The organism is Denitrobacterium detoxificans, assembly GCF_015062615.1.
Classification (GTDB): Bacteria; Actinomycetota; Coriobacteriia; order Coriobacteriales; family Eggerthellaceae; genus Denitrobacterium; species Denitrobacterium detoxificans_A.
Window position 1 is genome coordinate 504,811 of record NZ_SUUH01000002.1, and the last position, 25,830, is coordinate 530,640.

22 protein-coding genes are annotated in these 25,830 nt (G+C 57.2%); 19 read left to right on the forward strand and 3 right to left on the reverse strand.

Annotation, left to right across the window (positions count from 1 at the left end; genetic code table 11):
• Positions 1 to 15: 15 nt before the first annotated feature.
• The 15 genes from E7002_RS04885 (at position 16) to hflX (ending at position 18,430) form a co-directional block, all read left to right on the forward strand.
• Positions 16 to 1,860 carry a ribonuclease J gene (locus E7002_RS04885; protein ID WP_303727736.1) on the forward strand — a complete coding sequence of 615 codons (1,845 nt, stop codon included), beginning with the start codon at positions 16 to 18 and terminating at the stop codon, positions 1,858 to 1,860.
• Between the two features lie 63 nt (positions 1,861 to 1,923).
• The gene (locus E7002_RS04890) at positions 1,924 to 4,377 is read left to right on the forward strand and encodes a DNA translocase FtsK 4TM domain-containing protein (RefSeq protein ID WP_303727737.1); all 2,454 of its coding nucleotides are present in this window, start codon (positions 1,924 to 1,926) and stop codon (positions 4,375 to 4,377) included.
• Positions 4,378 to 4,379: 2 nt separating this feature from the next.
• Positions 4,380 to 5,540 carry a RodZ family helix-turn-helix domain-containing protein gene (locus tag E7002_RS04895; protein ID WP_303727738.1) on the forward strand — a complete coding sequence of 387 codons (1,161 nt, stop codon included), beginning with the start codon at positions 4,380 to 4,382 and terminating at the stop codon, positions 5,538 to 5,540.
• A 38-nt stretch (positions 5,541 to 5,578) separates the two neighbouring features.
• Complete coding sequence (locus tag E7002_RS04900) at positions 5,579 to 6,076, forward strand: YajQ family cyclic di-GMP-binding protein (protein WP_303727739.1); 498 nt, start codon at positions 5,579 to 5,581, stop codon at positions 6,074 to 6,076.
• A gap of 78 nt (positions 6,077 to 6,154) precedes the next feature.
• Positions 6,155 to 7,444, forward strand: a complete 1,290-nt coding sequence (gene rimO, locus E7002_RS04905; protein ID WP_303727740.1) for a 30S ribosomal protein S12 methylthiotransferase RimO — start codon at positions 6,155 to 6,157, stop codon at positions 7,442 to 7,444.
• A 1-nt stretch (position 7,445) separates the two neighbouring features.
• Positions 7,446 to 8,615: a CDP-diacylglycerol--glycerol-3-phosphate 3-phosphatidyltransferase gene (gene pgsA / locus E7002_RS04910; protein WP_303727741.1), complete on the forward strand. Its 1,170-nt coding sequence runs from the start codon at positions 7,446 to 7,448 to the stop codon at positions 8,613 to 8,615.
• Positions 8,616 to 8,754: 139 nt separating this feature from the next.
• Complete coding sequence (recA, locus tag E7002_RS04915) at positions 8,755 to 9,819, forward strand: recombinase RecA (protein WP_303727742.1); 1,065 nt, start codon at positions 8,755 to 8,757, stop codon at positions 9,817 to 9,819.
• A gap of 6 nt (positions 9,820 to 9,825) precedes the next feature.
• Positions 9,826 to 10,398, forward strand: a complete 573-nt coding sequence (locus E7002_RS04920; RefSeq protein ID WP_303727743.1) for a regulatory protein RecX — start codon at positions 9,826 to 9,828, stop codon at positions 10,396 to 10,398.
• 241 nt (positions 10,399 to 10,639) lie between these two features.
• The gene (gene rny / locus E7002_RS04925; protein WP_303727744.1) at positions 10,640 to 12,211 is read left to right on the forward strand and encodes a ribonuclease Y; all 1,572 of its coding nucleotides are present in this window, start codon (positions 10,640 to 10,642) and stop codon (positions 12,209 to 12,211) included.
• Between the two features lies 1 nt (position 12,212).
• Complete coding sequence (locus E7002_RS04930) at positions 12,213 to 13,334, forward strand: ATP-binding protein (RefSeq protein WP_303727745.1); 1,122 nt, start codon at positions 12,213 to 12,215, stop codon at positions 13,332 to 13,334.
• A 189-nt stretch (positions 13,335 to 13,523) separates the two neighbouring features.
• The gene (locus tag E7002_RS04935) at positions 13,524 to 13,820 is read left to right on the forward strand and encodes a stage V sporulation protein S (RefSeq protein ID WP_143117373.1); all 297 of its coding nucleotides are present in this window, start codon (positions 13,524 to 13,526) and stop codon (positions 13,818 to 13,820) included.
• 23 nt (positions 13,821 to 13,843) lie between these two features.
• A complete protein-coding gene (miaB, locus tag E7002_RS04940) occupies positions 13,844 to 15,193 on the forward strand; it encodes a tRNA (N6-isopentenyl adenosine(37)-C2)-methylthiotransferase MiaB (protein ID WP_066662493.1) in 1,350 nt (449 codons plus the stop codon).
• Positions 15,193 to 16,194: a tRNA (adenosine(37)-N6)-dimethylallyltransferase MiaA gene (gene miaA, locus E7002_RS04945; RefSeq protein ID WP_303727746.1), complete on the forward strand. Its 1,002-nt coding sequence runs from the start codon at positions 15,193 to 15,195 to the stop codon at positions 16,192 to 16,194. Before miaB ends, miaA begins: the two co-directional genes overlap by 1 nt.
• Positions 16,191 to 17,111, forward strand: coding sequence for a diaminopimelate epimerase (gene dapF / locus E7002_RS04950; RefSeq protein ID WP_303727747.1), 921 nt, complete (start codon positions 16,191 to 16,193; stop codon positions 17,109 to 17,111). The genes miaA and dapF overlap by 4 nt, the downstream gene beginning before the upstream one ends.
• A gap of 14 nt (positions 17,112 to 17,125) precedes the next feature.
• Entirely contained in the window at positions 17,126 to 18,430 is a 1,305-nt protein-coding gene (gene hflX / locus E7002_RS04955; protein ID WP_303727748.1) for a GTPase HflX, read from the forward strand.
• On the opposite strand, the gene lexA is transcribed toward hflX, so the two are convergent.
• Positions 18,414 to 19,052, reverse strand: a complete 639-nt coding sequence (gene lexA / locus E7002_RS04960) for a transcriptional repressor LexA (protein ID WP_303727749.1) — start codon at positions 19,050 to 19,052, stop codon at positions 18,414 to 18,416. The two genes, hflX and lexA, sit on opposite strands and share 17 nt — an antisense overlap.
• Before the next feature lie 109 nt (positions 19,053 to 19,161).
• Between lexA and E7002_RS04965 the strand changes: the two genes are divergently transcribed.
• From E7002_RS04965 to E7002_RS04980, 4 genes are all read left to right on the forward strand, one after another.
• Positions 19,162 to 19,509, forward strand: coding sequence for a hypothetical protein (locus tag E7002_RS04965; protein WP_303727750.1), 348 nt, complete (start codon positions 19,162 to 19,164; stop codon positions 19,507 to 19,509).
• Positions 19,510 to 19,669: 160 nt separating this feature from the next.
• A complete protein-coding gene (nrdR, locus tag E7002_RS04970; RefSeq protein ID WP_066662481.1) occupies positions 19,670 to 20,113 on the forward strand; it encodes a transcriptional regulator NrdR in 444 nt (147 codons plus the stop codon).
• 20 nt (positions 20,114 to 20,133) lie between these two features.
• Positions 20,134 to 20,577 carry a dUTP diphosphatase gene (dut, locus tag E7002_RS04975; protein WP_303727751.1) on the forward strand — a complete coding sequence of 148 codons (444 nt, stop codon included), beginning with the start codon at positions 20,134 to 20,136 and terminating at the stop codon, positions 20,575 to 20,577.
• 178 nt (positions 20,578 to 20,755) lie between these two features.
• On the forward strand, positions 20,756 to 21,154 hold the full coding sequence (locus E7002_RS04980; RefSeq protein ID WP_303727752.1) for a MerR family transcriptional regulator: 399 nt from the start codon (positions 20,756 to 20,758) through the stop codon (positions 21,152 to 21,154).
• Between the two features lie 529 nt (positions 21,155 to 21,683).
• On the opposite strand, the gene E7002_RS04985 is transcribed toward E7002_RS04980, so the two are convergent.
• The gene (locus E7002_RS04985) at positions 21,684 to 24,524 is read right to left on the reverse strand and encodes a clostripain-related cysteine peptidase (RefSeq protein ID WP_303727753.1); all 2,841 of its coding nucleotides are present in this window, start codon (positions 24,522 to 24,524) and stop codon (positions 21,684 to 21,686) included.
• Positions 24,525 to 24,817: 293 nt separating this feature from the next.
• Positions 24,818 to 25,795: a biotin--[acetyl-CoA-carboxylase] ligase gene (locus E7002_RS04990; RefSeq protein ID WP_303727754.1), complete on the reverse strand. Its 978-nt coding sequence runs from the start codon at positions 25,793 to 25,795 to the stop codon at positions 24,818 to 24,820.
• Positions 25,796 to 25,830: the final 35 nt, after the last annotated feature.

Here is a 25,830-nt window from a genome sequence, read left to right on the forward strand (position 1 = left end):
CAGTAAGGAAAGGTTTTGGAACAACAGAATAACCAGCCCGAACAGGGCACTGGTAAGCGTGGGCAGTCGCGTTCTTACAAGCACGTAGACATTCAGCGCGAGCGCCCCAAGCTGTCGAAAGAAGAGGGCGAAGCTCCCAAGCGCCGTCGTCGCACGAGCAAAAAGAAGCACCAGGCGCCCCAGGTCATGGCCGCAAAGAAGGATCCGAAGGCCAAGCTCAAGGTCATTCCGCTGGGTGGCCTGGATGCCATCGGCAAGAACATGACGGCCTTCGAGTGCAATGGCGACATGGTGCTCGATGATGCCGGTCTCATGTTCCCCGACGACGACCATCCCGGTGTCGACCTCATTCTTCCCGACTACACCTACGTACTGGAAAACGCCGACAAGCTGCGCGGCATCGTGATCACGCATGGCCATGAAGACCATACCGGTTCGCTGCCGTACCTGCTGAAAGACCTGGACCGCCAGGTTCCCATCTATGGCACGAAGCTCACGCTTGGCCTTATCGAGGGCAAGTTCGCCGAGCATCGCATCAAGAATGCCAAGCTAATCGAGATCAAGCCTGGTCAGCGCATCCAGATGGGCTGTATCACCTGTGATTTCTTCGCAGTGAACCATTCCATCCCGGGCGCTGTGGGTATCTTCTTCCAGACGCCGGCCGGCACGGTGCTGCATACGGGCGACTTCAAGCTCGACCAGACGCCCATCGATGGTGTTACCACCGATTTCGGCGCGCTGGCTCGCTTTGGCAAGATGGGCGTCGACCTTATGATGAGCGACTCCACGAATGCCACGGTCCCCACGTTCACGCCTTCCGAGGCCACCGTGGGCGTTACGCTGCGCAAGATCATCGCCCAGGCGAAGGGTCGCGTTATCATCGCCAGCTTTGCAAGCCACATTCACCGCTTGCAGCAGATTTGCGATGCAGCGGTTGCCGAGGGTCGTAAGGTGGTCGTCACGGGCCGTTCCATGGTGCAGAATACCGATATTGCCCGCAAGCTGGGGTATCTGAACGTGTCCGACGCCGACATTATCGACGCATACGATCTGAAGGGCATTCCGCCCGAGAAGGTCGTGGTCATGTGCACCGGTTCGCAGGGCGAGCCCCTCTCCGCACTGGCGCGCATTGCCGCAGGTGAGCATAAGACCATCGAAATCGACCCGGGCGACACGGTCATCATTAGCGCTACGCCCGTGCCTGGCAACGAGAAGGCCGTTACGCGTGTCATCAACCTGCTTTCCAAGGTGGGCGCCGACGTGTTCGACAAAAGCCGTGCCCAGGTGCACGTTTCCGGCCATGCGGGTCAGGAAGAGCTTAAGCTCGTGCTGTCTATCGTGAAGCCCAAGTGCTTCATGCCCGTGCATGGCGAGGCCACGCATTTGCGCGCCCATGCCAAGCTGGCTGCTGCTACCGGCGTGAACGAGGACAACATCTTCATCCTGGAAAATGGCGATACGCTCGAGCTTTCCGCCAAGGGCGTGCGTCGTGGCGAGCCTGTGGAAAGCGGCATCGTGTTTGTCGACGGCCTTTCCGTGGGCGACACCAGCCAGGACGTTCTGAACGAACGCAGTGCCATGGTCGAGCAGGGCATCGCCTCCGTTGCATGTGCCATCTCTTCCAAGACGGGCAAGATCACGGGCGACGTGGCCGTCCAGATGCGTGGCATTTCCGGTGGCGATGACGAGTACCTGCTGGAAGACGCTGCTTCCGCCGTGCGTCACGGCTTGGAGAAGGCGCTTTCTAAGGGTGGCAAGAAGCGCGACTTGGAAAAGGCTTGCCGTCAGTCGCTGCAGTCCGTTCTGTGGGACCGCATCAAGCAGCGCCCCTTGGTCATCGTGAACTTGCTCGATATTTAGGCTGGCCTCGAAGTAGGTTATACTTCAACAAACGATTCTTAAACGCAGCAAAAGGAGTGTGACGTGCCGCGCACAGGTAAGGGCACCTCATCTAAACAGGGAAGAAGCGCGCGTTCTAAGGCGCCTGTCGCCAGGCAAGCCGCGCGCTCGAATCAGGCCGCGGGCGATCGCTTTCTCGACGATCGCTCGCGTCGCGATATCGCAGGCGTCATCTGCGCCGTTATTGCCGTAGCGCTGTTCATCGTGTCCCTCATGCCGGGCTCGGGTATCATCACGCAATGGCTTTCCTCGGTTCTGCATATTGGCCTGGGCTTGGGCACCTATATCCTGCCTTTCGTCTTGGTGCTCATTGCCGTAAGCCTTATTTGGCGTAACGGCGAAACCCAGAATCGCATGTCGGCGCGCGTAACCGTGGGCCTCATCATTCTGTTTTTCGCCCTGCTGGTCATTCTTGCCGCGTATACGCCCGGCCTTTCGAGTGGCAATTTGCAGGTGCTGTTCAACCACGAGAACCTGGTGAGCCAAGGTGGCTACGTGGGTGCCTTGGTGGCCTACTTGTTCTTGCTGCTGTTCGGCCAGCTGGTAACCACCATCATCATGATCGGCGTTATCGCCGTGGCGCTCATCATCATTGGGTTCTCGCTTTCCGACGTGGTCGACAAGATCCGCGCGCATGCCGCCGAGCTGCGCAATCCCGAATCGGAGCAGGACCCCAATGACGTCATGCCCGCTCCGGCGTACAAGCCCCTGGAAGTGGGCAGGAAGCGCCGCTCTTCGCGTGATGGCGCTCAGCGCGACCCCGTCATGAAGCGCGGCTCGAATGGCCGCGGTGCTTCTGCTGGCGTTACCCAGAAGATCGATTTCGGCGCCACGCCTGCGGAAACCGTTCCGCGTGCCGCTGCCGCGCGCGATGCCGCCGTTGAGTCGGGCAAGTCTGCCGCCCTCACGCGCAGGCTGGGCAAGCGTGCAACTACTGCCGCGGCTCCCAAGCGTTCCGCGGCTGCGGGTACGGTTGTTACCACGCCCAAGCCTTCCGAGGGCTTCGTTCTGCCCGATATGCAGCTCATCAAGTCCTCTGGCGCTAAGGTTGCCAGCAAGGAAACCGAGGAGACGCTGCGCGAGACGGCCATGCTCCTGCAGAACACGCTGTCCGATTTCGGCGTCGATGCCGAGGTCGTTGGCTGGGCGGCAGGCCCTACGGTTACCCTGTTCAAGGTTTCCCTGCCTTCGGGCGTGCGCGTGAGCAAGGTGACGAACCTCACCGACGATATTGCGCTTGCCATGGCTTCGCAGGGCGTGCGCATCTTCAGCCCCATTCCCGGCACCAACTACGTTGGCATCGAGGTGCCGAACGTGAAGCGTCGTTCCGTGCTGTTGGGTGACGTGCTGCCTCAGGCGGGGAAGAGCCCGTTGGAAGTTGCCATCGGCGAAGACGTCGAGGGCAATCCCATCGTGTCCGACCTGGCCAAGATGCCCCACCTGCTTATTGGCGGTACCACCGGTTCCGGTAAGTCGGTGTCCATCAATGGCATGATCATGTCCATTCTCATGCGCGCTACGCCTGCCGAGGTGCGTTTCATCATGATCGACCCGAAGCGCGTTGAGTTCACGCCCTACAACGGCATTCCCCATCTGTACGTTCCCGTTGTCACGGAATGCAAGGAAGCGGCCAGCGCGCTTTCCTGGGCCGTGGCCGAAATGGAGCGCCGCCTGAAGGTGTTTTCCAAGGTGGGCGCCAGGAACATTGGCCAGTACAACGCCAAGTGCCAGAACGGCATGCAGATAGGCGAGGAAGACGCCGAGCAGCTTCCCTACATCGTGATCATCATCGACGAGCTTGCCGACCTCATGATGAACGTGGGCAAGGAAGTCGAGTTCTCCATTAGCCGCTTGGCCCAGCTGGCGCGTGCCGCGGGCATCCATATGATCGTCGCCACGCAGCGCCCCTCCACGAACGTTGTTACGGGCCTGATCAAGGCAAACATTACGAACCGCATCGCCTTCAACGTGGCCAGCGGCATCGACAGCCGCGTTATCCTGGATACTCCGGGCGCCGAAAACCTCATTGGCTGGGGCGACATGCTTCTTTCGAAGCCTGAGTACTCCAAGCCCCAGCGCTTGCAGGGCTGCTTGGTTACCGAAGAGGAGATTTCCGCCGTCGTTGCCCACCTGAAGGAGCAGGGCGAGCCGGAATACCATCAGGAGATCCTGCAGACCAATGTCATCTCGCTGGGCGATACCGCGCCCGATGGCTCGGGTGGTTCGTCTACGGCCGACGACCCGCTTATCTGGGAGGCAGCCGATATCGTCGTCAATTCCGGATTGGGGTCTACTTCCAATATTCAGCGCCGTCTCAAAGTGGGTTATTCCCGAGCTGGGCGTATAATGGACATGCTTGAGGATAAGGGCATCGTTGGGCCTCCGAACGGCAGCAAGCCGCGTGAGGTTCTCGTCGACGCCATGGAATTGGAAACGTTGAAAGCGTTCGAACAGAACGACGCGAATACCGGGGAGTAAGCATGAGCGATATGAGCTTCGGTGAAATACTTCGGCAAACGCGCGAGCGTAAGGGCCTCGACCTGTACGCTACCGCTCGTCGTCTTCGCATTCGTCCCGATATTCTGCGCGCCATCGAGGAGGGCAATTTCGCCGCTATGCCGCCGCGTGGCTATACGCGCAACATGGTGAATGGATATGCCCGCTATCTGGGGCTGAACCCCACCGATATCACGGGCATGTACATCGACGAGCTCTATGCGTATCAGTCGGGCATTTCCCGCGCGCATCAGCGTGGCACGGGGTTCGACATGTCCGCCGCTCCGGAAAATACGCGCTTTCCGCATCGCGGGGGTACGTCCCGTCTGCGCGCTTCCGATCAGAATCTGAAGCCTCGTCGCCAGCAGCGTGACGGCGCTTCGCGTCGCCAGGTTGGCCGCAAGCGCAACGAGGGCGGCTACATGGATCGCCTGGAGAGCATGGAGCGCTCGCGTGGCGTGCCCCAGGTGAAGGGCAAGAAGGTTGGCGCTCCCGGTCGCGTTTCTCCGTCGCGTGGTTCCGTGCTGCCCCCGCAGTCGTTCGTGGGGCAATCGTCTTCTGCGCGCAATGCCGATGGGGCGGGGCGCTCCAAGCTTCCCTTCATCATTGCTGCGGCGGTCATTCTGGTCATCGTCATCATCGTCTGCTCGTTCCTCTTCTCGCATAAGTCGGAAAGCAGTTCGCAGGCTACCTCCACTATGCCCGTAACGGGGCTTTCCGAGTCCGGCTCCAGCGCTTCCGACACCAGCGCTTCTAGCAGCTCCACGACTGGCTCCACTTCGTCCACCACCACGGAAGTCGCGCCTACGCAGGGCGAATTCACGTACACGGTGGCCGATGGCGGCTCCACGTACATCGAAGTGTATGTGGACGGAACGAACCAGGAAGCCGACACGGTGGAAGGTCCTGCTACGAAGCAGTACACCTTTACGGATACGTTGCAGATTATCTGCGTCGACACCACCAGTGTTACCGTAACGGTCAATGGCGAGGAGCAGACGTTGGAACCGAATTCCAACGGCATCGTGAACGTCACGTACGAATTCTCCGATATCCTGGCCGAATGGAAGTCGGCTCACCCCGACGCCGTAAGCGATACGGCATCCAGCACCAGCACGGCCACCACGTCATCTACCAGCGAGTAGGGCGTCTTCTCGCTGCGTTTGCATAGAAAGGTACCTACATGGCAAAAGAATCCAGCTTCGACATCGTTTCCAGCGTTGACATGCAGGAAATCGACAATGCGTATGGCCAGGCCAAGAAAGAGCTGACCCAGCGTTACGACCTGAAGGATTCCGGTTCTAGCATTGCGCTCGACAAGCAGGCGAAAACCATCACAGTGAATGCGCCGAGCGATTTCGTGGCCGGCCAGGTTACCGACATCATCGCCAGCAAGCTCGTGAAGCGCTGCATCGACCTTTCTGCTATCAAGTGGGGCGCCTCCGAAAACGCTTCTGGCGGCACGGTGCGCAAGGTTGCCAACATCATCGAGGGCATCGACCGCGACACCGCTGGCAAGATCAACAAGGACATCAAGGCCCAGAAGTTCAAGGCGAAGGTCACCATCGAAGGCGACAAGTTGCGCGTTTCCAGCGCCTCGAAGGATACCCTGCAGGATGTGATTTCCTTCGTTAAGGGCAACGACTACGGCCAGCCTCTGCAGTTCACTAATTACCGCTAGTCTTTTGTGTTTCAAAGTCGCCGAGCGCACGCGTGTCCTGCACGTGGGCGCTCGGTTGCGTATGTACGAGGAAGTATCATGAGCGTTTCGGAAGTAATATCAGTTCACATTCTCACGATGGGATGCGCAAAGAACGAGGTCGACTCGGACAACATGCGCGTACGTCTTTCGGCTGCCGGGTATCGCATGGTCGAAGAGCCCGAAGATGCCCAGGCCGTTATCGTGAATACCTGTTCGTTCATCCAGAGCGCCACCGAGGAAAGCCTGCAGGCTATCTTCGAGATGGCAGGGCTTCCGGGCATGGAAACGGGCGACGTGAAGCTTATCGTTGCTGGTTGCATGCCTGCCCGGTATGGCGACGACCTTGCTTCCGAGCTGAACGAGGCTTCCGCCTTCGTACCGTGCAGCAAGGAAGATGATATCGTGGCCATTCTGGATGCGTTGTTCCCACATCGTTCGAAGCTTGAAGAGACCGCTTCTGCGCCCGAGGTGCTTAGCGCGTACGTGAAGATTTCCGATGGCTGCAATCGCTTCTGCAGCTACTGCTCCATCCCGTACATCCGCGGTAGGTATCATAGCTTCCCGTTCGATCGCATCGATGCCGACGTTGCCGCGCAGATTGCGCGTGGCGCGCGCGAGATCGTTCTCATTGCGCAGGATACGGGCCGTTGGGGCGACGATTTCGAAGAGCCGTCCACGTTGGCCTGGCTCATGTCCACGTTGGCGCAGAAGTATCCCCAGACGTGGTTCAGGGTCATGTACCTGCAGCCCGAAGGCATCACCGACGAGCTGCTTGGCGCCATGCAGGCGCACGAGAACATTTGCTCGTACCTGGATATTCCGTTCCAGCATGCCAACGAGCGCATTCTGTCGCGCATGAACCGCAAGGGGAGTGCAGCCGAGTACCTGAAGCTCATCGCGCATATCCGCGAAATGGTGCCGGGCATCACGCTGCGCACTACGTTCATCGCCGGTTTCCCGGGGGAGTCGGAAGACGATTTCCAGGAGCTCTGCGATTTCGTGGAGGACGTCGACTTCGATTACGTGGGCGTGTTCCCCTATTCGCTCGAAGAAGGTACGCGTGCCGCCACGTTTGACGATCAGATTGACGACGACGTGAAGATCGAGCGCGCTCAGGCCGTGCGCGACATCGCCGATGCCATCTCGCGCGAGCGCGTTGCCGCCCGCGTGGGCTCTCAGCTCGACGTGCTCGTTCTGGGCAGCGAGGAAGATGGCCAGCTCTTCGGCAGGGCGAAATGCCAGGCCCCCGATGTTGATGGCGTGGTGTACGTCCATCAGGGCGAAATCGGCGATATCGTGAGCGTAACCATCAACGATACGCTTATGTACGAAATGGAGGGCGAATAGCATGTCTCAGGCGGCTTCGCAGCGCGAAAAGCTCTGGACTCCGGCCAACAAGGTAACGCTGGCCCGCATTCTTCTCATTCCCTTCTTCGTTATCGCCATCATCAGCCCGTGGCCCGAATGGTTTCCGCAATGGGCCGACGCCGCCGTATGGAAGCCCTGGGTGGCTGCTGGCGTGTTCATTGCCATTGCCGCCACCGATTCCATCGATGGCCATCTGGCGCGTAGTCGCAACGAAGTAACCACGCTTGGCAAGTTCATGGATCCTCTTGCCGATAAGATCCTAGTCGCTTCGGCTCTTTTGGCTCTTATCGAATTGGGTGTTTTGCCTTCTTGGGTGGCACTCATTATCTTGGCCAGAGAATTCATTGTGTCTGGCATTCGCATGCTTGCAGCCAGCCAGAACGTCGTCATCGCGGCTAGTTGGTATGGCAAGGCGAAGACGGTCACGCAGATCATCGCCATCGTGTTGTTCATCATCAAGGACAGCCATCCCGTTACCGATCTTGGCTCCGTGCTGAGTAATGGCCTGTACCTGTTTAGCTGGTTCGTCATGCTCGTGGCCGTGGTGCTCACCATCGTCTCCATGCTCGACTACTTTGTTAAGGCGCGCGAGATTCTCGGGTTCGTACGTGCCGACGCCGGTCCGGGCGTGCAGGTTAAGACGGAGCTGGCCGAGCCGCGCCAGACCAACGAGGAGCTCGCTGCCGAGGTGGTTCGCATGGCCAATGAGTGCCATGCGGTTATTGGCACCGCCGAGAGCTGCACGGGTGGCCTCATCAGCGGCACGCTCACGCATATTCCGGGCTCTTCGGCCGTGGTTGCCGGTGGCATCGTGAGCTATTCCAACGACGTGAAGAAGTCCCATCTGGGTGTTTTGGAGTCTACGCTTGCCGAGCATGGCGCCGTGAGCGAGGAAGTTGCCTGCCAGATGGCGAAGGGCGCGCGCGAGGCGTTGGGCGTCGATACTGCCGTGGCCGTTACGGGCATCGCGGGCCCTGGCGGTGCAGTTCCCGGTAAGCCGGTGGGCACTGTGTGGATTGGCTTGTCCGACGCGAATATGACGTTTGCGAAGCTCTATCACTTCGAGGGCGACCGCGAACGCGTGCGCGCCCAAACGGTTCACGAAGCGCTTCGCCTCGTTCGTGCATCGCTTGCCACGTATTCGGAATAATCGCGCTAGCTTTTCGCAACCATTTCGCGACTTTTCTTGTGTCGCGCCGTCACTGCGCTCCTCGATTCTTAAGGTACGTTCTTGACGAGCAAACAAATGTTCGTATAATTAGGCTAATCCGTACAGAATCGAGGAGAACATGGCCCAGAGTCAGAGCAAAGAACAAATCCTTAAACTCACAACCGACCAGATAGAGCAGAAGTTTGGTCGCGGTTCCATCATGAAGCTGGGCGAAGGCGGTCACAACCTCGATATTGGCGTCATTCCCACGGGCGCCCTTCCGCTCGACGCCGCCTTGGGTATTGGCGGCGTACCGCGTGGCCGTATCGTCGAAATCTACGGCCCCGAATCGGGCGGTAAGACCACGCTCGCGTTGCACATCTTGGCGGAAGCACAGGCGCAGGGCGGCGTCGTCGCCTTTATCGACGCCGAACATGCGCTCGATCCCGTATATGCGGCCCGCCTGGGCGTCGATATCGACGACGTTCTCATCAGCCAGCCCGACACGGGCGAACAGGCTCTTGAAATCTGCGATATGCTTGTACGCAGTGGCGCTATCGATGCCGTAGTCGTCGACTCCGTTGCCGCCTTGGTTCCCCGTGCCGAAATCGAAGGAGAAATCGGCGATACCACGGTTGGCTTGCAGGCGCGCCTCATGAGCCAGGCTCTGCGCAAGCTTGCTGGTTCGCTGTCTCGCTCGAATACCACCTGCATCTTCATCAACCAGCTGCGCGAAAAGATCGGCGTTATGTTCGGTAATCCTGAAACCACCACGGGTGGTCGTGCGCTGAAGTTTTTCAGCAGCGTACGCATCGAGGTTCGTCGCTGCGACTACGTGAAGATCAACGGCGAAACGGTGGGTAACCGCGTGCGTGCCAAGGTCGTGAAGAACAAGGTAGCCCCTCCGTTCCGCCAGGCTGAATTCGACCTCATTTATGGCTTGGGCATTTCCAAGACGGGCTGCATCCTCGACATGGCCGTCGAGTGTGGCCTGGTGAAGAAGAGTGGCGCCTGGTATACCTACGGCGAAGAGCGCCTTGGCCAGGGTCGTGAAGCGGCTAAGCGCACGCTCGAGGAAAACCCCGATCTGCGCGACGAGCTGGAAGTGAAGGTGCGCGAGGAATACGACATGGTGCTTCCCTCCGCTGAAGAGGCGAAGGCCACCGAAGTCACGCCCGATCCGAAACCGGCAAAGCGTAAGTAGTGTCTCATGAACTCCGAAGGGCGGGGTAGGGTCGTATCCTCTTTTGATCCCGAGCCAAGCGTGCCTAAGCGGCGTCGTTCGCGTCGCTCAAACTCGGAAGCGCACGCATCGGGTGTGGAACGCCCCTCCACGCCACCCTTCGATCGCATTATTCGCCTCTGTGCCCAGCGCGATAGGTCGCAGCACGAATTGCTCGAACGTCTTGTGCGTGCTGGGTATACGCAAGAGGAATCTCAATCCGCTGTCGAACGTGCCGTAGCCTGCGGGTTGGTAAGTGATTCGCGTTTCGCCGAGGCGTACATTCGCTCACGCGTTTCCATGGGCAAGGGTCGCGTTGCCATTGAGCGTGAATTGCAGCGTAAATTCGGCATCGATCCTGCGCCGTTTTTCGAAGACGAAGGTGCCTCCTACGGGCTTTCCGAAGATGAGCAAACCCAGCGGGCGGTGGCTTTCCTGCTTAAGCACGAACCGCGCTGTAAGGATGTTTGGGGCGGTGCGTACCGTAAACTTATCGCAAAGGGCTACGCGCCTTCCGTTGCTTCACGCGCCACAAGGGAATGGTTCGAATCGCGCGATTAAATGGCACACCCGCGGAAACTTTCGTGGCTTTTGCCATTATTTTCGCAATTCCCGCGTGTTATCTTCGCTGCAACGCCTATAGTAGAAGAGCATGAGAAAGCATACCTGAAAAGGTGTTTTATATATACAATTCAATATATAGAGTCGGGTGCCTTACACCCGTGCAATCTCATGCCAGTGTAATCACTGGCTTTTTTATGCACTTGAAACACAAAACAGGATTACCAGGAAGGGGAGTCCGATGGAAATAATCTTTGCTGTTGTCGGCGTTGCTGTTGGCGCTGTTATCGCCTTCGTCGCCGTTAGCGCATTGAATTCCTCGAAGCAGAAGCAGACGGCCCAGGAAGCTCAATCGCTCATCGAAAGCGCTCGCAAGCAAGCCGATACGCTCCGCCGCGAAGCCGAAGTTGAGGCCAAGGACAAGGCGCTTGAAATGCGCCAGACCATCGAAGCCGAACGCTCCGAGCGTCTGAAGGACGTGCGCTCTCAGGAAGATCGCCTGAATCAGCGCGAGAAGTCGCTCGATCATCGCAGCGATTCGCTCGATGCGCGTGAGCATCAGATTTCCAGCATGCAGGGCCAGGTCGACAAGCGTTCCCGCGATCTTCGCGAAAGCGAAAAGCAGCTCGAGCGTCGTCGTGCCGAGGTGGAAGAAGAACATCTGGAAATCAACCGTCAGCTCGAAAAGGTTGCCGGCATGACGTCCGACGAGGCGAAGACGGAACTGCTCGATAACCTGAAGGACGAAGTGGCGCACGAATCTGCCGCTATCATCCGCGAGGCCGAAACCCGCGCCAAGGCGGAATCAGACAAGAAGTCGCGCGAGATCCTGAGCATCGCCATTCAGCGCGTTGCCGCCGACCACACGTCCGAAATTACCGTTTCGTCCATTCACATTCCCAGCGACGACATGAAGGGCCGCATCATCGGCCGCGAGGGTCGCAACATCCGTTCGTTCGAGCAGCTCACGGGTACCAACCTCATCATCGACGACACTCCCGAGTGCGTTACGATCAGCTGCTTCGACCCGGTACGCCGCGAAATCGGTCGCGTGACCATGGAAAACCTCATCGCCGACGGTCGCATTCATCCTGCACGCATCGAGGAGATGTACAAGAAGGCCGAAAAGCTCGTAAACCAGAAGATCGACGAAGCGGGCGAGCAGGCCGCCTTCGATACGGGCATGCACGATCTGCATCCCGAGCTGGTTCATACGCTTGGTCGTCTGCTGTACCGCACGAGCTATGGCCAAAATGTGCTCGACCACAGTCTGGAAGTTGCCTACCTTTCCGGCGTCATGGCTTCCGAGCTGGGCTTGGATCCCATCGTTGCCAAGCGCGCCGGCCTGCTGCACGACATCGGCAAGGCCATCGATCGCGAGGTCGACGGTAGCCACGCCGTCATCGGTGCCGACCTTGCTCGTCGTTTCGGCGAAAAGCCCGAAATCGTGCATGCCATCGAGGCTCATCACAACGACGTCGAGCCCAATAGCGTTCTCGACGTGCTCGTCCAGGCTGCCGATGCCGTTTCCGCTGCACGCCCCGGCGCGCGCAAGGAAACCCTCGATGCCTACGTCAAGCGCCTGGAAAAACTCGAGGAAATCGCCAATGCCCACAAGGGCGTCGAGCGTACCTACGCCATCCAGGCTGGCCGCGAGCTTCGCGTTATGGTTCAGCCCGAGGTCGTCGACGAGGCAACCACCACGGTCCTCGCGCATGACATCGCGCAGCAGATCGAAAACGAGATGCAGTATCCTGGTCAGGTCAAGGTAGTCGTTATCCGCGAAAGCCGTGCAATCGGCATCGCCAAGTAGCATGTCTTCCGAAGACCTCGCTCAATTCGTTGAATCAGTAACGGGCGAAAGCCATCTCCGAGTCGAAGACGACTTTGGGGATGGCTTCGTCCGTTTACGTAGTGCGGAAGCCGAACGCCGTCAGGCAAAGCACGACGTTCGTAGCGTGGAGGACATCGTCATCGAGATGCTGCGCAATGCGCGCGACGCCCATGCGCATAGCATCTATCTGGCTACGGGGCGCGAGGGTAATACGCGTCGCCTGGTTATGCTCGACGATGGCGATGGCGTACCCGATCACATGCGCGAACGCATCTTCGAAGCCCGCGTTACCAGTAAGCTCGACACGGTGCACATGGATACGTGGGGCATTCATGGCCGCGGTATGGCCCTGTATGCCATTCGCGAGAACGCCAAGCTTGCGCGTATTCAGGAAACCATGCCTGCGGGCGGCTCTTCGTTCCTGGTGGAAACCGACGCCACCAAGCTGCCCGAGAAAACCGACCAGAGCACGCACCCCGCGTTCGTACGAACTGCCGCGGGAACCGTTACCGTGCGTGGCCCTCGCAATATCGTACGCACGGCAACCGAGTTCGCCTATATTGATCGCACGTCCGTGCAGGTGTACATGGGCTCCGCCATTGAAATCGCCGCAACGCTGTGGGCCTTCGGGCGCTCGGTGCTCAGCAAGTCTACGCTCGCGTTCTGCAACGACCCTGCTCAGCTACCCATTCTGAAGCGCATTTCAATTGCGGGTACGCCCGAGGAGTTTGCCGACATTGCCGCATCGCTGGGCTTGCAGCTTTCTGCGCGCAGTGCTCGCCGCATTATGGATGGCCAAATCCAGCCGCTTCAGGATCTTGCCTCTCAAGTGGTCATTCGCGACGAAAACGCCAAGCCCCCGCGTACCAAGAAGAATGCTGCGATCGCTCATGCCGCCGACCAGCAAGATGATGGCCTGCTTCATGTCGACCCACGTTCGCTGAAGATTGCCCCCGAGGACCTTGCTGCGTTTCGCGCAGGCGTTGCTCGGGCCTATGCCGATCTTGCCGAAGCGTATTACCTCGATGAAAACGTGGTGCCGTCAGTCTCCGTGCAGAAGAATGGCATTCGCATTACCATCCCCGTCGTCATGGAGCGTTAGCTCCGCCTTCCTCGCATATGCTGCCGTCGCGTTTTGCTGCGCAGAATCAGCATGGTTTCACCACGAATAGGGGCTAACGCAATTGCCCTGTTCGTAAAATACGGATAAAATGACTCGATAAGATGCAATATCGCAGCAAAGTCGCACTACGATAGGAAATACAACGTGCCGAACGATTCGCAGCAACAAATTGGCTTCTTGAAAGTCTCTTCCAAGTCTTCGCCGGCTTCCGTAGCCGGTGCTATCGCCGGCATGGTTAAAGACGGCGTCGATGTCGAAATTCAGGCAGTTGGCGCCGGTGCGGTCAATCAGGCGGTAAAAGCTATAGCTATTTCGCGTGGTTTTCTTTCTCCTATCGGTATTGAAGTTGCTTGCATTCCGTATTTCGCCGATATTGTTATCGATGGCGAATATCGCACCGCCATTCGCTTCAAGGTCATTCTCCATTACCTGAAGAACGGTGCCACCATCGGCGAAAACGTGTAATTCAAACCCAAAGGTTCCACTTCATGTTCGAAAATACTACCTTCTGCATCACGACTTTCGGATGCCAGATGAATAAGCACGACGCCGAAAGGCTGTCGGGCCTTATGTCGTCGTTGGGTTCCGTGCCCGTTCAGACGAATGCTGAAGCCGACTTCTCCATTTTCGTCACGTGCTGCGTGCGCGAAAAGGCCGACGAGCGCCTTATGGGCACCGTGGCCACCATGAAGAACGACCCGGTGCGCCCAGGTAGCCCCTTCGGCAAGCGATTCGTGGCCATTGGCGGCTGCATTGGCCAGCGCGACGGCCAGAAGCTGCTTGATCAGCTGGAAAACGCTGATGTCGTATTTGGCACGCATAACATGGAAGCCCTGCCGCATCTGCTGCAGGAGGCCATTGAGGGCGGCATGCGCCGCGCCGAGCTCGTGGATGGCCGCGCCGAGTTTCACGACGACCTTCCCGAGGATCGTGAGCATCCCTGGGCTGCTTGGCTGCCCATCACGGTGGGTTGCAACAACTTCTGCACGTACTGCATTGTGCCGTACGTGCGCGGTCGCGAGCTGAGTCGCCCCATCGAGGAGATTGCCCAGCAAGCGCAGGCCTACGTCGATGCGGGCGTGAAGGAGATCACCCTTCTGGGTCAGAACGTGAACTCCTATGGTCGCGACTTGTATGGCGAACCGCGCTTCGCCCAGGTGCTCGACGTGGTTTCGAAAACGGGCGTCGAGCGTATCCGCTTCGCTACCAGTCATCCTAAGGACCTTACCGATGAGGTTATCGAGCGTTTCGCCACGCTACCCAACCTCATGCCGGCATTGCATCTGCCCGCGCAGAGTGGTTCGAATCGCATCCTGAAAGCTATGAACAGGCGTTATACCGTCGAGCATTATCGTGAGCTCATCGAGAAGCTTCGCAAGGTTTGCCCTGATATCGCGCTTTCCACCGACATCATCGTGGGCTTCCCGGGCGAAACCGAGGAAGACTTCCAGGCTACGTACGACCTGGTGAACGAAGTTGGCTACAACCAGGTGTTTACGTTCATCTACAGCAAGCGCGAGGGAACCCCCGCTGCCGAAATGCAGGACGATACTCCGCGCGAGGTCATTCAGGAGCGCTTCGATCGTCTGGTCGACCTGGTGCAGCGCAATGCTGAGCGCTTGAACCTGGAACAGAATCAGGCGGGCGTGGTGCTTCCCGTGCTTGTTACGGGCGCCAGCAAGAACGATCCTTCCATCCTTGCGGGCAAGAGTCCTCGCAATCAGACGGTTCATGCGCGCGTGCCCCAGGGCATGAGTGCGAGCGATTTCGCTGGTTCCATCGTGGACATTCGCATCGACGAAGCCCATACCTGGTACCTGTGGGGGACGATGCTCTAATGCAGTGGCCTGCTGCCTCGGGTGAGAAAAGCCAGGTAGTATGTCCGCTTGATGCGCCCCTGGTTTGCGTGGTGGGTCCCACGGCTTCGGGCAAGACGGCGTTGGCGCAGCGTATTGCGGAACGCCTGAATGGTTGCGTCCTTTCCGCTGATAGCATGCAGATTTACCGTGGCATGGATATCGGCACGGGCAAGATCGCCCCCGCCGATCGCACGGTGCCGTACTATGGCCTCGATGTGGCCGCTCCGGGCAGCGCCTATTCCGCTTCCCTGTTCCAGGAGTATGGCAGGGGAGTGGTGCTTCGCGCGTACGAGCAGGGCTGTCGCCCTATCGTGTGTGGTGGAACGGGTTTCTACGTGCGCGCCCTCGTTGATTCGTACGACTTTCCCGCAGGCGAGCAGGTGGGAAATCCGGTGCGCGATGCCTATAACGCGCGCATCGCAGAATGTGGCTGCGGTGCCGTGTGGGCCGAGCTCAATCAACGCGATCCCGCTTCCGCGGCGCTTATCAACGCGCATGACGCCAAACGCGTCGTTCGTGCGTTTGAGCTGCTCAGCGAGGGTACGTCGTATGCAGAGCAGCATGCCAAGCTGCATGCCATCGGCGTGCATTTCCCGGTTACCATGATCGGCCTGCAAGTTGACCCTGAAATCCTGCGGCATCGCATCGACGCTCGCGTGGACCAGATGGTCGAAGATGGCCTGGTAGACGAGGTGCGTTCGTTGCTTTCCGAGGGTCTGCGAGATGCGCTTACCGCTAATCAGGCAATCGGCTACAAGGAAATCGTCCAGGCGCTCGACGGCGCCATTTCGCTTGACGAGGCCATTTCGCAAATCAAGTTTGCCACGCATCGCTATGCCAAGCGCCAGCGCACGTGGTTTCGCAAGGACAAGCGCATCACCTGGATATGCGCAGACCGTGATAATGGGGAAGAGCTGCTTTGTCGCGCTCTTGAAATCGTGGATACTGATGAAAAACGCTACGGAAAGGGCTGCGCATGAAACTCTCATTCACCAAGATGGATGGCCTGGGCAACGACTTCGTCATGATTGACGACATGGAAGGCGCCATCGAACTCGAACCCCGTCAGGTCGCCTATCTGTGCGATCGTCATTTTGGCATCGGTGGCGATGGCGTTATTCTGGTTCGCCCGAGCGAAAAGGACGATTGCGCTGGCTACATGCATTACTACAACGCAGATGGCAGTCTTGCCCAGATGTGCGGCAATGGCGTGCGCTGCTTCTCGAAGTTCCTCATCGACCATGGCTATGTCGATGCGTCTGCGGGTTCGTTCGTGGCCGACACGCTAGCTGGTCGTAGGCCCATTTCGTTCCAGGTTGACGAAGCGGGCAAGATGACCGTTGCCACCGTCGATATGGGTCAGCCCATCCTGGCGGCTGCGGAAGTGCCCGTTGCGCTTCCCGAGAACGCCCAGTATGAAGCGGCTGGCTACGTGCGCGAGACAGCCATCGAGAGCCCTTGGGGCGCTTTCGAATTCACGTGCGTTTCCATGGGCAACCCCCATGCCATTACGTTCATCGAGGATTTCCAGGCGTTGCCGGATGCCATTTTCGATGATCCTAGCAATAAGTCGCTCGAAACGCTCAACTTGAACACCGTGGGTCGCTTCTACGAGAGCAACCCTGCCTTCCCCGAAAAGGCCAATATTGAGTTTATCCAGGTTTGCGAAGATGGCCTGCATATGCGCGTATATGAACGCGGCGATGGCGAGACGCTTGCCTGTGGCACTGGCGCGTGCGCGAGCAACGTGGCAGCAGCTCTTACGGGGCGTGCCGGTCGCGTAAATGACGTTCACCTGCGTGGCGGCGTGCTTCACATCGACTGGTCCAGCAATGGACACGTGTTCATGACGGGCCCCGCTGCCGCTTCCTTCACGGGTGAAATCGAAATCGACTAGCGTAGGCGCTGGGTATGTCGGTCAACAAAAACCGCTTTCCGCTTCGCGAAACCGCCGAAGTTGCCGAACGAGCAATCCTCGTGGGCATCGATAGGCCTGGTGCGTCGTGGCCCCTTTCGGAGACCATGGCGGAGCTAGAGCGCCTTACCGCCACGGCAGGCGCCGAAGTGGTTGCGCAGACCACCCAGCGTTTGGATGCGCCCAACCCGCGTACGTTCGTGGGCAGTGGCAAGGCAGTCGAGATTTCTGAGCTCTGCACGGCGTATAGCGCCGACATCGTTATCTTCGACGATGAGCTTACGCCTTCTCAGCAGGGCAATTTGGAGAAGATCATGGGCCGTGACGTGAAGGTCATCGACCGCACGGCCCTTATTCTCGATATCTTCGCGCTCCACGCGACCACGCGTGAGGGTCGACTGCAGGTGAAGCTTGCCCAGAACCAGTACCTCTATCCGCGTCTGCGCGGCATGTGGGCTCATCTAGCCAGCAACCGTATGGGCGGTGGCGTTGGCAGCCGCTTCGGCGAAGGCGAAAGCCAGCTCGAGGTCGACCGTCGCATCGTGCGCAATCGCATTACGTCCATTCGCCGCGAACTTGCCGAGCTCGACAAGAACCGCTCCGTGCAGCGTCAGGGGCGCCAGGAAAGCGGCATGCTGCGCGTAGCCTTGGCGGGTTATACAAATGCGGGGAAGTCGAGCCTGCTCAATGCTCTTACGAATGCTTCGGTGCTCAGCTACGACAAGCTGTTTGCCACGCTCGATTCCACCACGCGCAAATACACGCTGCCCGAGGGGCGCGAGATTACCCTTACCGACACGGTTGGCTTCATTCAGAAGCTGCCCACCACGCTCGTTGAATCGTTTAAAAGCACTCTCGACGAGGTGCGAGAAGCCGATATCATCCTGCATGTGGTCGATGCGTCTTCGGATTATTTCGAGGGGCAGATGCGTGCGGTAGATGATGTACTGAATCAGATTGGCGCGCAGGATATCCCTTCGATTCTGGTGCTCAACAAAATAGACCTGCTTGACGACGAGGGACGTGAAGCCTTGGCCTATCATTTCCCGAATGCCATGCAAATCTCTTCTGTTACGCATGAAGGCCTGGATGCGCTGATAGCGCGCATCGTGAAGTTAGCTGCTGCCCAGGACGAGATTCTGCACGTATTGGTGCCGTATACGCGCGGCGATATTGTGGCGCTAGCGCATGAGCGTTGCTACATTGTGGAAGAACACTACGACGAGCAGGGAACGTGGATGACAATTCGCGTGAGCCCCTCGCTTGCCAGTAGGTTAGAGCAGTTTAGCGTACGCGCCTAAAGAGTGCCACGACCTTGCCCACGATGGCGCAGTCGCGCACGATGATGGGTTCCATGCTGGAGTTTTCCGGCTGTAGACGAATGTGGTCTTTCTCGCGATAGAAGCGCTTTACCGTGGCGCCGTCTTCCACGAGCGCAACGACGATTTCGCCGTTATTCGCCGTGTTCTGTTCCTTTACCACGATGTAATCGCCGTCGTTGATGCCGGCTTCGATCATGGATTCGCCATGCACGGAAAGAAGGAACGATGCCGAATCGCCCACGATTTCCGTAGGCAGCGTGATGGTTTCGGTAATGTTTTCGTCGGCCAAGAGGGGTACGCCCGCGGCGACATTGCCCACGAGGGGAAGCTGCACCACGTTGCCGTACGAGGCAATGGGGGAGGGTTCGCTAACAGGAGCCGCCGCTTCACCTGCAAGGGTGATGGAGCGGGACTTCAGCGGATCGCGGTGGATGTAGCCCTTGTCTTCCAGGGCCTTCAGGTGCACGTGAACGGTGGAAGGGGAGGAGAGCTGCATGCGTTCGCACAGCTCGCGTACGGTGGGGCCGTAGCCGTTTTCTTCGATGCAGGCGGTAATGCAATCGAGGACTGCTTGCTGGCGTTTCGTAATGTCCTTTGACATGCTGCACCCTTTCACACGAACAAATGTTTGATAAATTTGTTGACAAGAACTTATGTTCGATTTAGAGTATACACGAACAAAGGTTCTATGCAAGAGCAAGGAGGCAGAAATGAAGGACCTGAACGTCATGTATCCCATCGACGGAACGGCCGCACGTAAGCCTGATTGTTCTCGGTACAGCAATGAAAACGAGCACATCATCGACTTCACGCGCGCTGTTGCGGCATACGAAAAGAAGTATGCGGTCAATCCCATTGAAGATGCGTACCGTGCCCGCATGCGCGAACGTGTGCATGCTCGCTGTGCTCGCCTTGCATCGGAAAGCCAGCTCCTCACCGATTTCCGTTATGGAAACGTTCGGGGTATGCAGGTTACCGAGCCTTGCATGGGCCGTGTTATCGCTGCGGCATCTGTCTATGCTGCCGTGGCTATTGGCGCTATCTGCCTTACCCTCTAGGGCACCCCAGATGCTGCGTTCTGTGGTAGCTGCGTAAATGCCCGAGCCTGCTCTTTCCGGCGGGCTCGGGCGAATAAAATACCTTGATTCTCTCGAATCGGCCTAATATTATCCCAGTTGGTATGGTAATCTGACACCAGGCCGAAAGAGAGGAATTCACATGCGCTGTCCATCCTGCGGGCATACCGATTCCAAAGTTGTTGATTCCCGTCCTTCCGAAGATGGCACGAGCATTCGTCGCCGTCGTGAGTGCTTGAAATGTAATCGCCGCTTCACTACGTACGAACGTCTCGGCGAAAATCCTCTTGTTGTGCGTAAGTCCGATGGTACGTCGGAAGTGTACCGTCGCGATAAGATTCTTCGTGGTCTGTATATCGCCTGCGCAAAACGCCATATTACGCCCGACCAGATCAATTCCGTCGTCGACGATCTGGAGACCGAGCTCAGGAACAAGAACTATACCGAGATTCAGTCCAAGGCTCTGGGCGACATGGTTCTTCAGCGTTTGAGGAACCTCGACGAAGTTGCTTACATTCGCTTTGCCAGCGTGTACAAAGACTTCAAGAACGTCGACGAATTCAATCAGGCCATCAAGGGTCTCTAGGCTATTTCGAAAGGTTTCATATGTCTTCTCTTACGTTGCCCGTAAAGGTGGTAAACGACAATGCTGTTTTGCCGGAAACCGCTTACGAAGGTGATGCTGGCATTGATCTGCGCTCCGTGGAAGAGATCACGCTCCAGCCTTTCGAGCGTGCGCTCATCCATACGGGCATTTGCGTAGCCATTCCCGAAGGGTACGCTGGCTTCGTGCTTCCTCGTTCTGGTTCTGCTATCAAACAGGGCCTATCTCTGGTAAACGCTCCGGGCCTTATCGATAGCGGCTATCGCGGCGAGCTCATGTGCATTGCCATCAACCTCGATGCGAACGAGCCCATTCACTTGAAGGTGGGCGACCGAATTGCTCAGCTGGTTATCATGGGCGTCGAAAACGTCTCGCTGATCGTGCAGGACAAGCTGTCCGAAACCCAGCGAGGGGAGGGCGGCTTCGGTAGCAGTGGCGTAAAGTAGCGCTGCCTATCGTCTACAGCTTTTCGACCCATGCTTCGTAGTTTGAAGCGTGGGTCGTTCTCTTTTATGCTTTAATTTGTTTTCGGTCCTCGGCTCTTCTGGCGATTCTTCTACTTAGAGTTACTCTAAGTATGGTATAGTTTGGTTAGAGTTACTCTAAGTAGAAATAGAGGCTGCCATGGCTGCGAAAAGCAAGGAAGATCGCCCGGGCTATTCCATTACTGAAGTCGAGGATATGACGGGTATTACCGCTCATACCATTCGCTATTACGACAAGTGCGGCTTCTTTCCGAATCTTGGGCGCGATTCGCGCGGGCGTCGGTATTTTACCGATTCCGATTTGCAGCAGCTGACGCTAATCGAAGCGCTTCGCTATAGCGGTCTGTCCATTGAGGGCATTGGCTATTTCGTACGCATGCAATTGCGAGGACGTGATGGCGTCAAGCAGTTGATGCGCGTTCTTTCCGAACAGAAGCTCTCGCTTGATTTGAAAATGCGCGAAATCGAGGAGTGCCAAGGCGCTCTAGAGGCCTATGCATCTGAAATAGCCCAAAACGCGGAAATTTCCCAGGTATAAATACTCATCTAAAGTCAAAATGGGGTCTTAGAACGGCTCTCAGATCCTCGCTTCTAAAACACCAGGTCATAGGCTTGCTTTGTCTTACTTTTCGAAAATGCGCCAAAAGAGGCCACTTTTAGCGGTCTGGAGAATCGTTTTATTTGCTTCAGATTGATGGATGACTCGGGTTGTGGCTCAGAAAAGCATCTAGAACGATTCTCTGGGAAAGCGTTTCAGGCGGTAGCCATGCGTAGGGTTTAGAAATCCGAACGCATGCAACGACCGACAAATCGAATGGTGCGCGGAAGCTGGCCAGTGGTAGTTTTAAAACGGCGGTTACGTAAGGGCATAGCCATGGGTTGAAACAACGGAAGCTCGCACGCGCATGTGGTAGCGCATGAAGCAGTGAGCTCTTGGCTAGACAGGCGCCCGCATAATCTGAATCGCCTGTCCTCTCGCTTATTCGTATATATATTATCGATAATATATATTATGTAAAGTATATAAAAATCGCCTTTCTAGTCCAGGGTGATTCATTCACTGGCTCCTAGTTGCGCTTTCGATTCTTTGCGGCCACTGCGATCGCCCCGCCTAATGCCGCTGAGACCAGCAGCAGATACATCAGGTTCAGGAGGTCTCCCAGGCTTGGGATGATGCTCGATTTGCCCCTGGCGGTTTCCCCTTGGTTATCTGGATCCTGATTGTTCGCGTCGTCGCTATGTTCTGGCTCCGTAGTGGCGGGGTCGCTCTCAGGGTTCTTTTCCCACAGGGCTGTGAATGTATGGTCGCTGTCTGCGAGGTAGTTCTCCCCCGGCTGATATTCAGATCCTTGCCAGCACACGAAGGTGTAACCTTCGCGCGTAGGAGCATCGATGATGTCGAAGGAGGATTCGAGGGCAGTCTCATATTTTTTGATTGCACTTGTGCCGTCTTCCCATTGCCCTCCGGCAGGATCGAATGTAAGCTCTGGCTTCACCTCATGCCGGGCATCGTACATATCCGAGATGGCGAGCGTTAATTCAACGTCGTCTATGCCCAGATTCGAGCAACTATCCTTTACGAGCTTGGCATTCTTCCCTTCTAGCACGAACGAGCCCAAGACCGTGTCGCCTCCATAGCTCGGGTCATTGCAAAGCGCCACCGTCACCATTTCCTCGAAAGTGTCGAGGGAAATCGGTATCGTGTTCCCGTAAAGGTAAATGCTATCCGCGTTCCCGTCCGCATCGAAGAGCAGCTCCCCCGCACCCATCGACTTGCCATCCATCGAATAGAAATTTGCGTAAACAGAATGGTCTGACGCATCGGATGCCAAATAAACGCCGCCATCCGCATCCTGGACGGCATACCACTGCCCGTCGAATTTCGGAATTTGATAGGAAGAGTCGGTAGCGCTCATGTAATCGCCTGCAGACTCTTCCCCATCGCTGGTCATCCGCGTGCCGTAGAACGTCCTGGTTGGCTTGTTGAAAACATCATCTTCCTTGTTTGCGGTCACCGTAAGTACGGGAACGTCAATGACTCGCTTGGGAGTATCCGCTACATCGAGGCGATAGTAATCCGTCCCATCATGGGATTCCGTCTTGAGGGAGACTTTGTCATGATTCAAAACCTCCTCACGCTGGATTTCTATGATCCCGCCCAGCCATGCTTCGACATCTCGGTCGCTGGCATCAAATGCCTTCGATATGTATTCCCATCCTCGCTTGGATTCCCCGGATTTTTGGGACTGGAGATAGGCATGAACCTTGTCGTAGTCGATCTCGTTGGGATCGCATCCGTCCTCAACGAGATTAGATACGGCAACGCCGGCGTTGCAGATCAGCTCGTAATCGAGAATCGCCTGCATGTACGTTTCGAATAGCTCTTTTTCGGTTGAGCCCTCACCGTATGCACCAGACAGCTCCTTCATGGCCTCTGCGTAGAAGGCCACCTCGTAGGAAACGTCGCCGTTGGATGGGTTGGCGAAGGAGAAGATGCTCAACCCGCTTGTCGGGGATTTCGTAGCTCGTGCCGTTATGCTTCCATCGTCGTCTCTGCCGAAGAACGCATGCGTTTTATTCGACCTCTGAGTGTGCCTTGAATAGACGACGTCTTCGTCATGCAGGATGTTTTGAATCTCGAGTGCCGATTGCGTATAGGCGTTCAAGAACCCTGGCTCTTCCCAATCGGATTCGTATAGTCCAATTCCAAGTTGCTCCATCACGGTCGCGAAATCTTGTATGTTGGCGTAGCCGAAACGGTAGGAGTCTTTTGGAACGCGAATCTCGTCGTAGAAGCTCCCAGCTGTCGCCTCTGTTCGCATTTGCCTTGCAATTGCGAACAGTTTGTCCACGATACCGCTCTGCTTTAGCTTGTCCGTGTTAACTACGCAATAGGTTTCCGAAGGGCCAATCGAAATCGCGCTGGTGTTCTCGTCATAGTAATCAACGAAGAGGTCTACGAGCTTGCATCCCAAGACCCAAGCATCCATATCGGGGTCTGTTGCGAGGAAGTCGAACACTGCTGTGTAATCGACTGTAGGCATTGGGTCGACGTCTGCCGACCCGAGGAAATAATCTGTGTAATCCTCCAAGGCGAGCGCCGTTTCAAAATTACCCAGCAGGCAGCAGTCGAAGTTGATGAAGTCGAACTTGCCCACATCCTGCACGACTTCGCTTCCGGATATCGCCTGTCGCAGTTCGAGCAAGGACAACCCTACATCTGGGCTTTCAGTGTCGTGATCGTCGTAGCCATAGCCGCGTCCAGGACCCGAGCCATGGTCGTTTAGAACCAGGTCGTATTTGCCCGCCGGGGCGACGCTATAGGCGTAGTTGATGAACTGCTGCAGCGTGTCGGGGTCGCTCATGAGCTCCTCGGCAGACGTTTTGGCGTTAGCTTCGTCACCGCTTACGCCATCGCCGTCTAGCAGCCTCAGGTAGCCTTCGGCGTCATCGGTGGCTCCGTACACTTCCCAGATCTGGTTGTATTCGCTGCTGATCTCGGTGAGCGTTCCCGCGTTGCCATTCTTGTCTCGCAGGTAGCTTGCATCGAGGTGCCATTTGAGCGATCCGCCCGTCATAACAATGATGCGGAAGTCGCTTCGATCGAATTTCGATGCCATGTATTCCTTGAGCATGGCGGAGCATACGGGATTGTTTTCCTCGGAACTAGCGCCATCCAGGTAAATCATGATGGTGCGGAAAGGCTTAGTGCCATCACCGGGAGACGGATCTTCGGTGGCAACAAGCCCACTATCGTCGGGGGCTGGCTCTTCGGCTGCAGTGGGATCGCCGTCTTCGGCGAATGCGGTAGGTGAAATGGCGATGCCTAGCATCACCGCAGCCATTGCAAGCATGATGCCAAGGGCAATTAAGAAACGCCTTGCGACTGCGCCGTTCAATGAATTCATGCTGAAGCCCCCTCGTGCGTGTTCCCCGTTGTGTAGCAATACTTAAGGAGTCGTTCTGTCTAGCCTGGATCCTTAGGCATTGCCAGACGCAAAGGATCAATTCTGGCTCAATTATTGCTTCTGATCTGCGGAGTCCATCTCGCTCCCCGTTTCTAGAGATCCCCCGTTTGCATCAATTGTAATCTCGACAGTGTCAATGCACAATAGACGCTCGTTGGGTGAGCGGTATGCGACGTGTTGTTATGGGTGACTGCAGCGTAAACACAGGTTAGATGGGTGTAGCTTGCTTGGTGCTACACCCGTAGGCTCACTTCGCCAGAATGAAGGTGCGCTTTGGAACCGTCCTCGAATTGAACGTGCAACGACAGGTCGTCATCGATTCCCAGCGCCAGAGCCTCTTGCTCCCGTTTCCCGTCGATGACCGTGATGGTTTTGCCAACCACGAACGAGCGCGCTCGATATTCATCGCGAAACGCTCCGAACGAATCCTTGTCGTAGAGCTCTACGAATTCCTTGATGATTGCACCTGCAAGAGCCGCACGCGTTCCTTGCTTGATCGTGGTGGATATGGCCCCTGCTCGCTCGCGAATCTCTTCGGGGAATCCGCCTTCGGGCTCGTAGACGTTCACGCCAATGCCCACGACAGCATACGAGAGCATGCCCGTCTCAAGGTCGGTTGCCGCTTCGGTAAGGATGCCGCAAATCTTACGTTTTCCCAGATAAACATCGTTTACCCATTTGATGGAAGGCATCACGTCGAACAGCGATTCCACGGCTCGGCAGGTTGCCACGGCCGCTACGGCAGTGATGGCGGAAGCCTCGGCGATGGGCATAGACGGGCGAATGAGGATGCTCAGATACACGCCGCGGTCGCCCAGGCTGAAAAACGAGCGCCCTCGCCTTCCCTTTCCGCTTTCCTGCTTGCTGGCTACCAGAGCGAATAGTTCGTCTTTCCCCTGTTCGGCAAGGGCCTTTACGTCGTTATTGGTGCTTCCCGTGGAAAAGACGACTTGCGTCTCAACGGGAAGCTTGGCATTAGCTAACGCGGCATCCAGGTCGCCCTTCGTAATGACGTCCTGATGCTCGGCCATGCGGTACCCGCGGTTTCGCTGCGCCTCGAAGCGATATCCCTCTTCTTCCAGCGTCTTGATGGCCTTCCAGATGGCGGCGCGTGATACTCCCAGCTGCTGTGCGGCGTCTTCTCCCGACACCCAGGTCTGGTTGAGCGCGGCCTGCGAAAGGAGCGTTAGAAGCTGTTCTCGGGTACTCATGGTGCCTTCCCATACGTAGGGCGCACTCAAGGTGC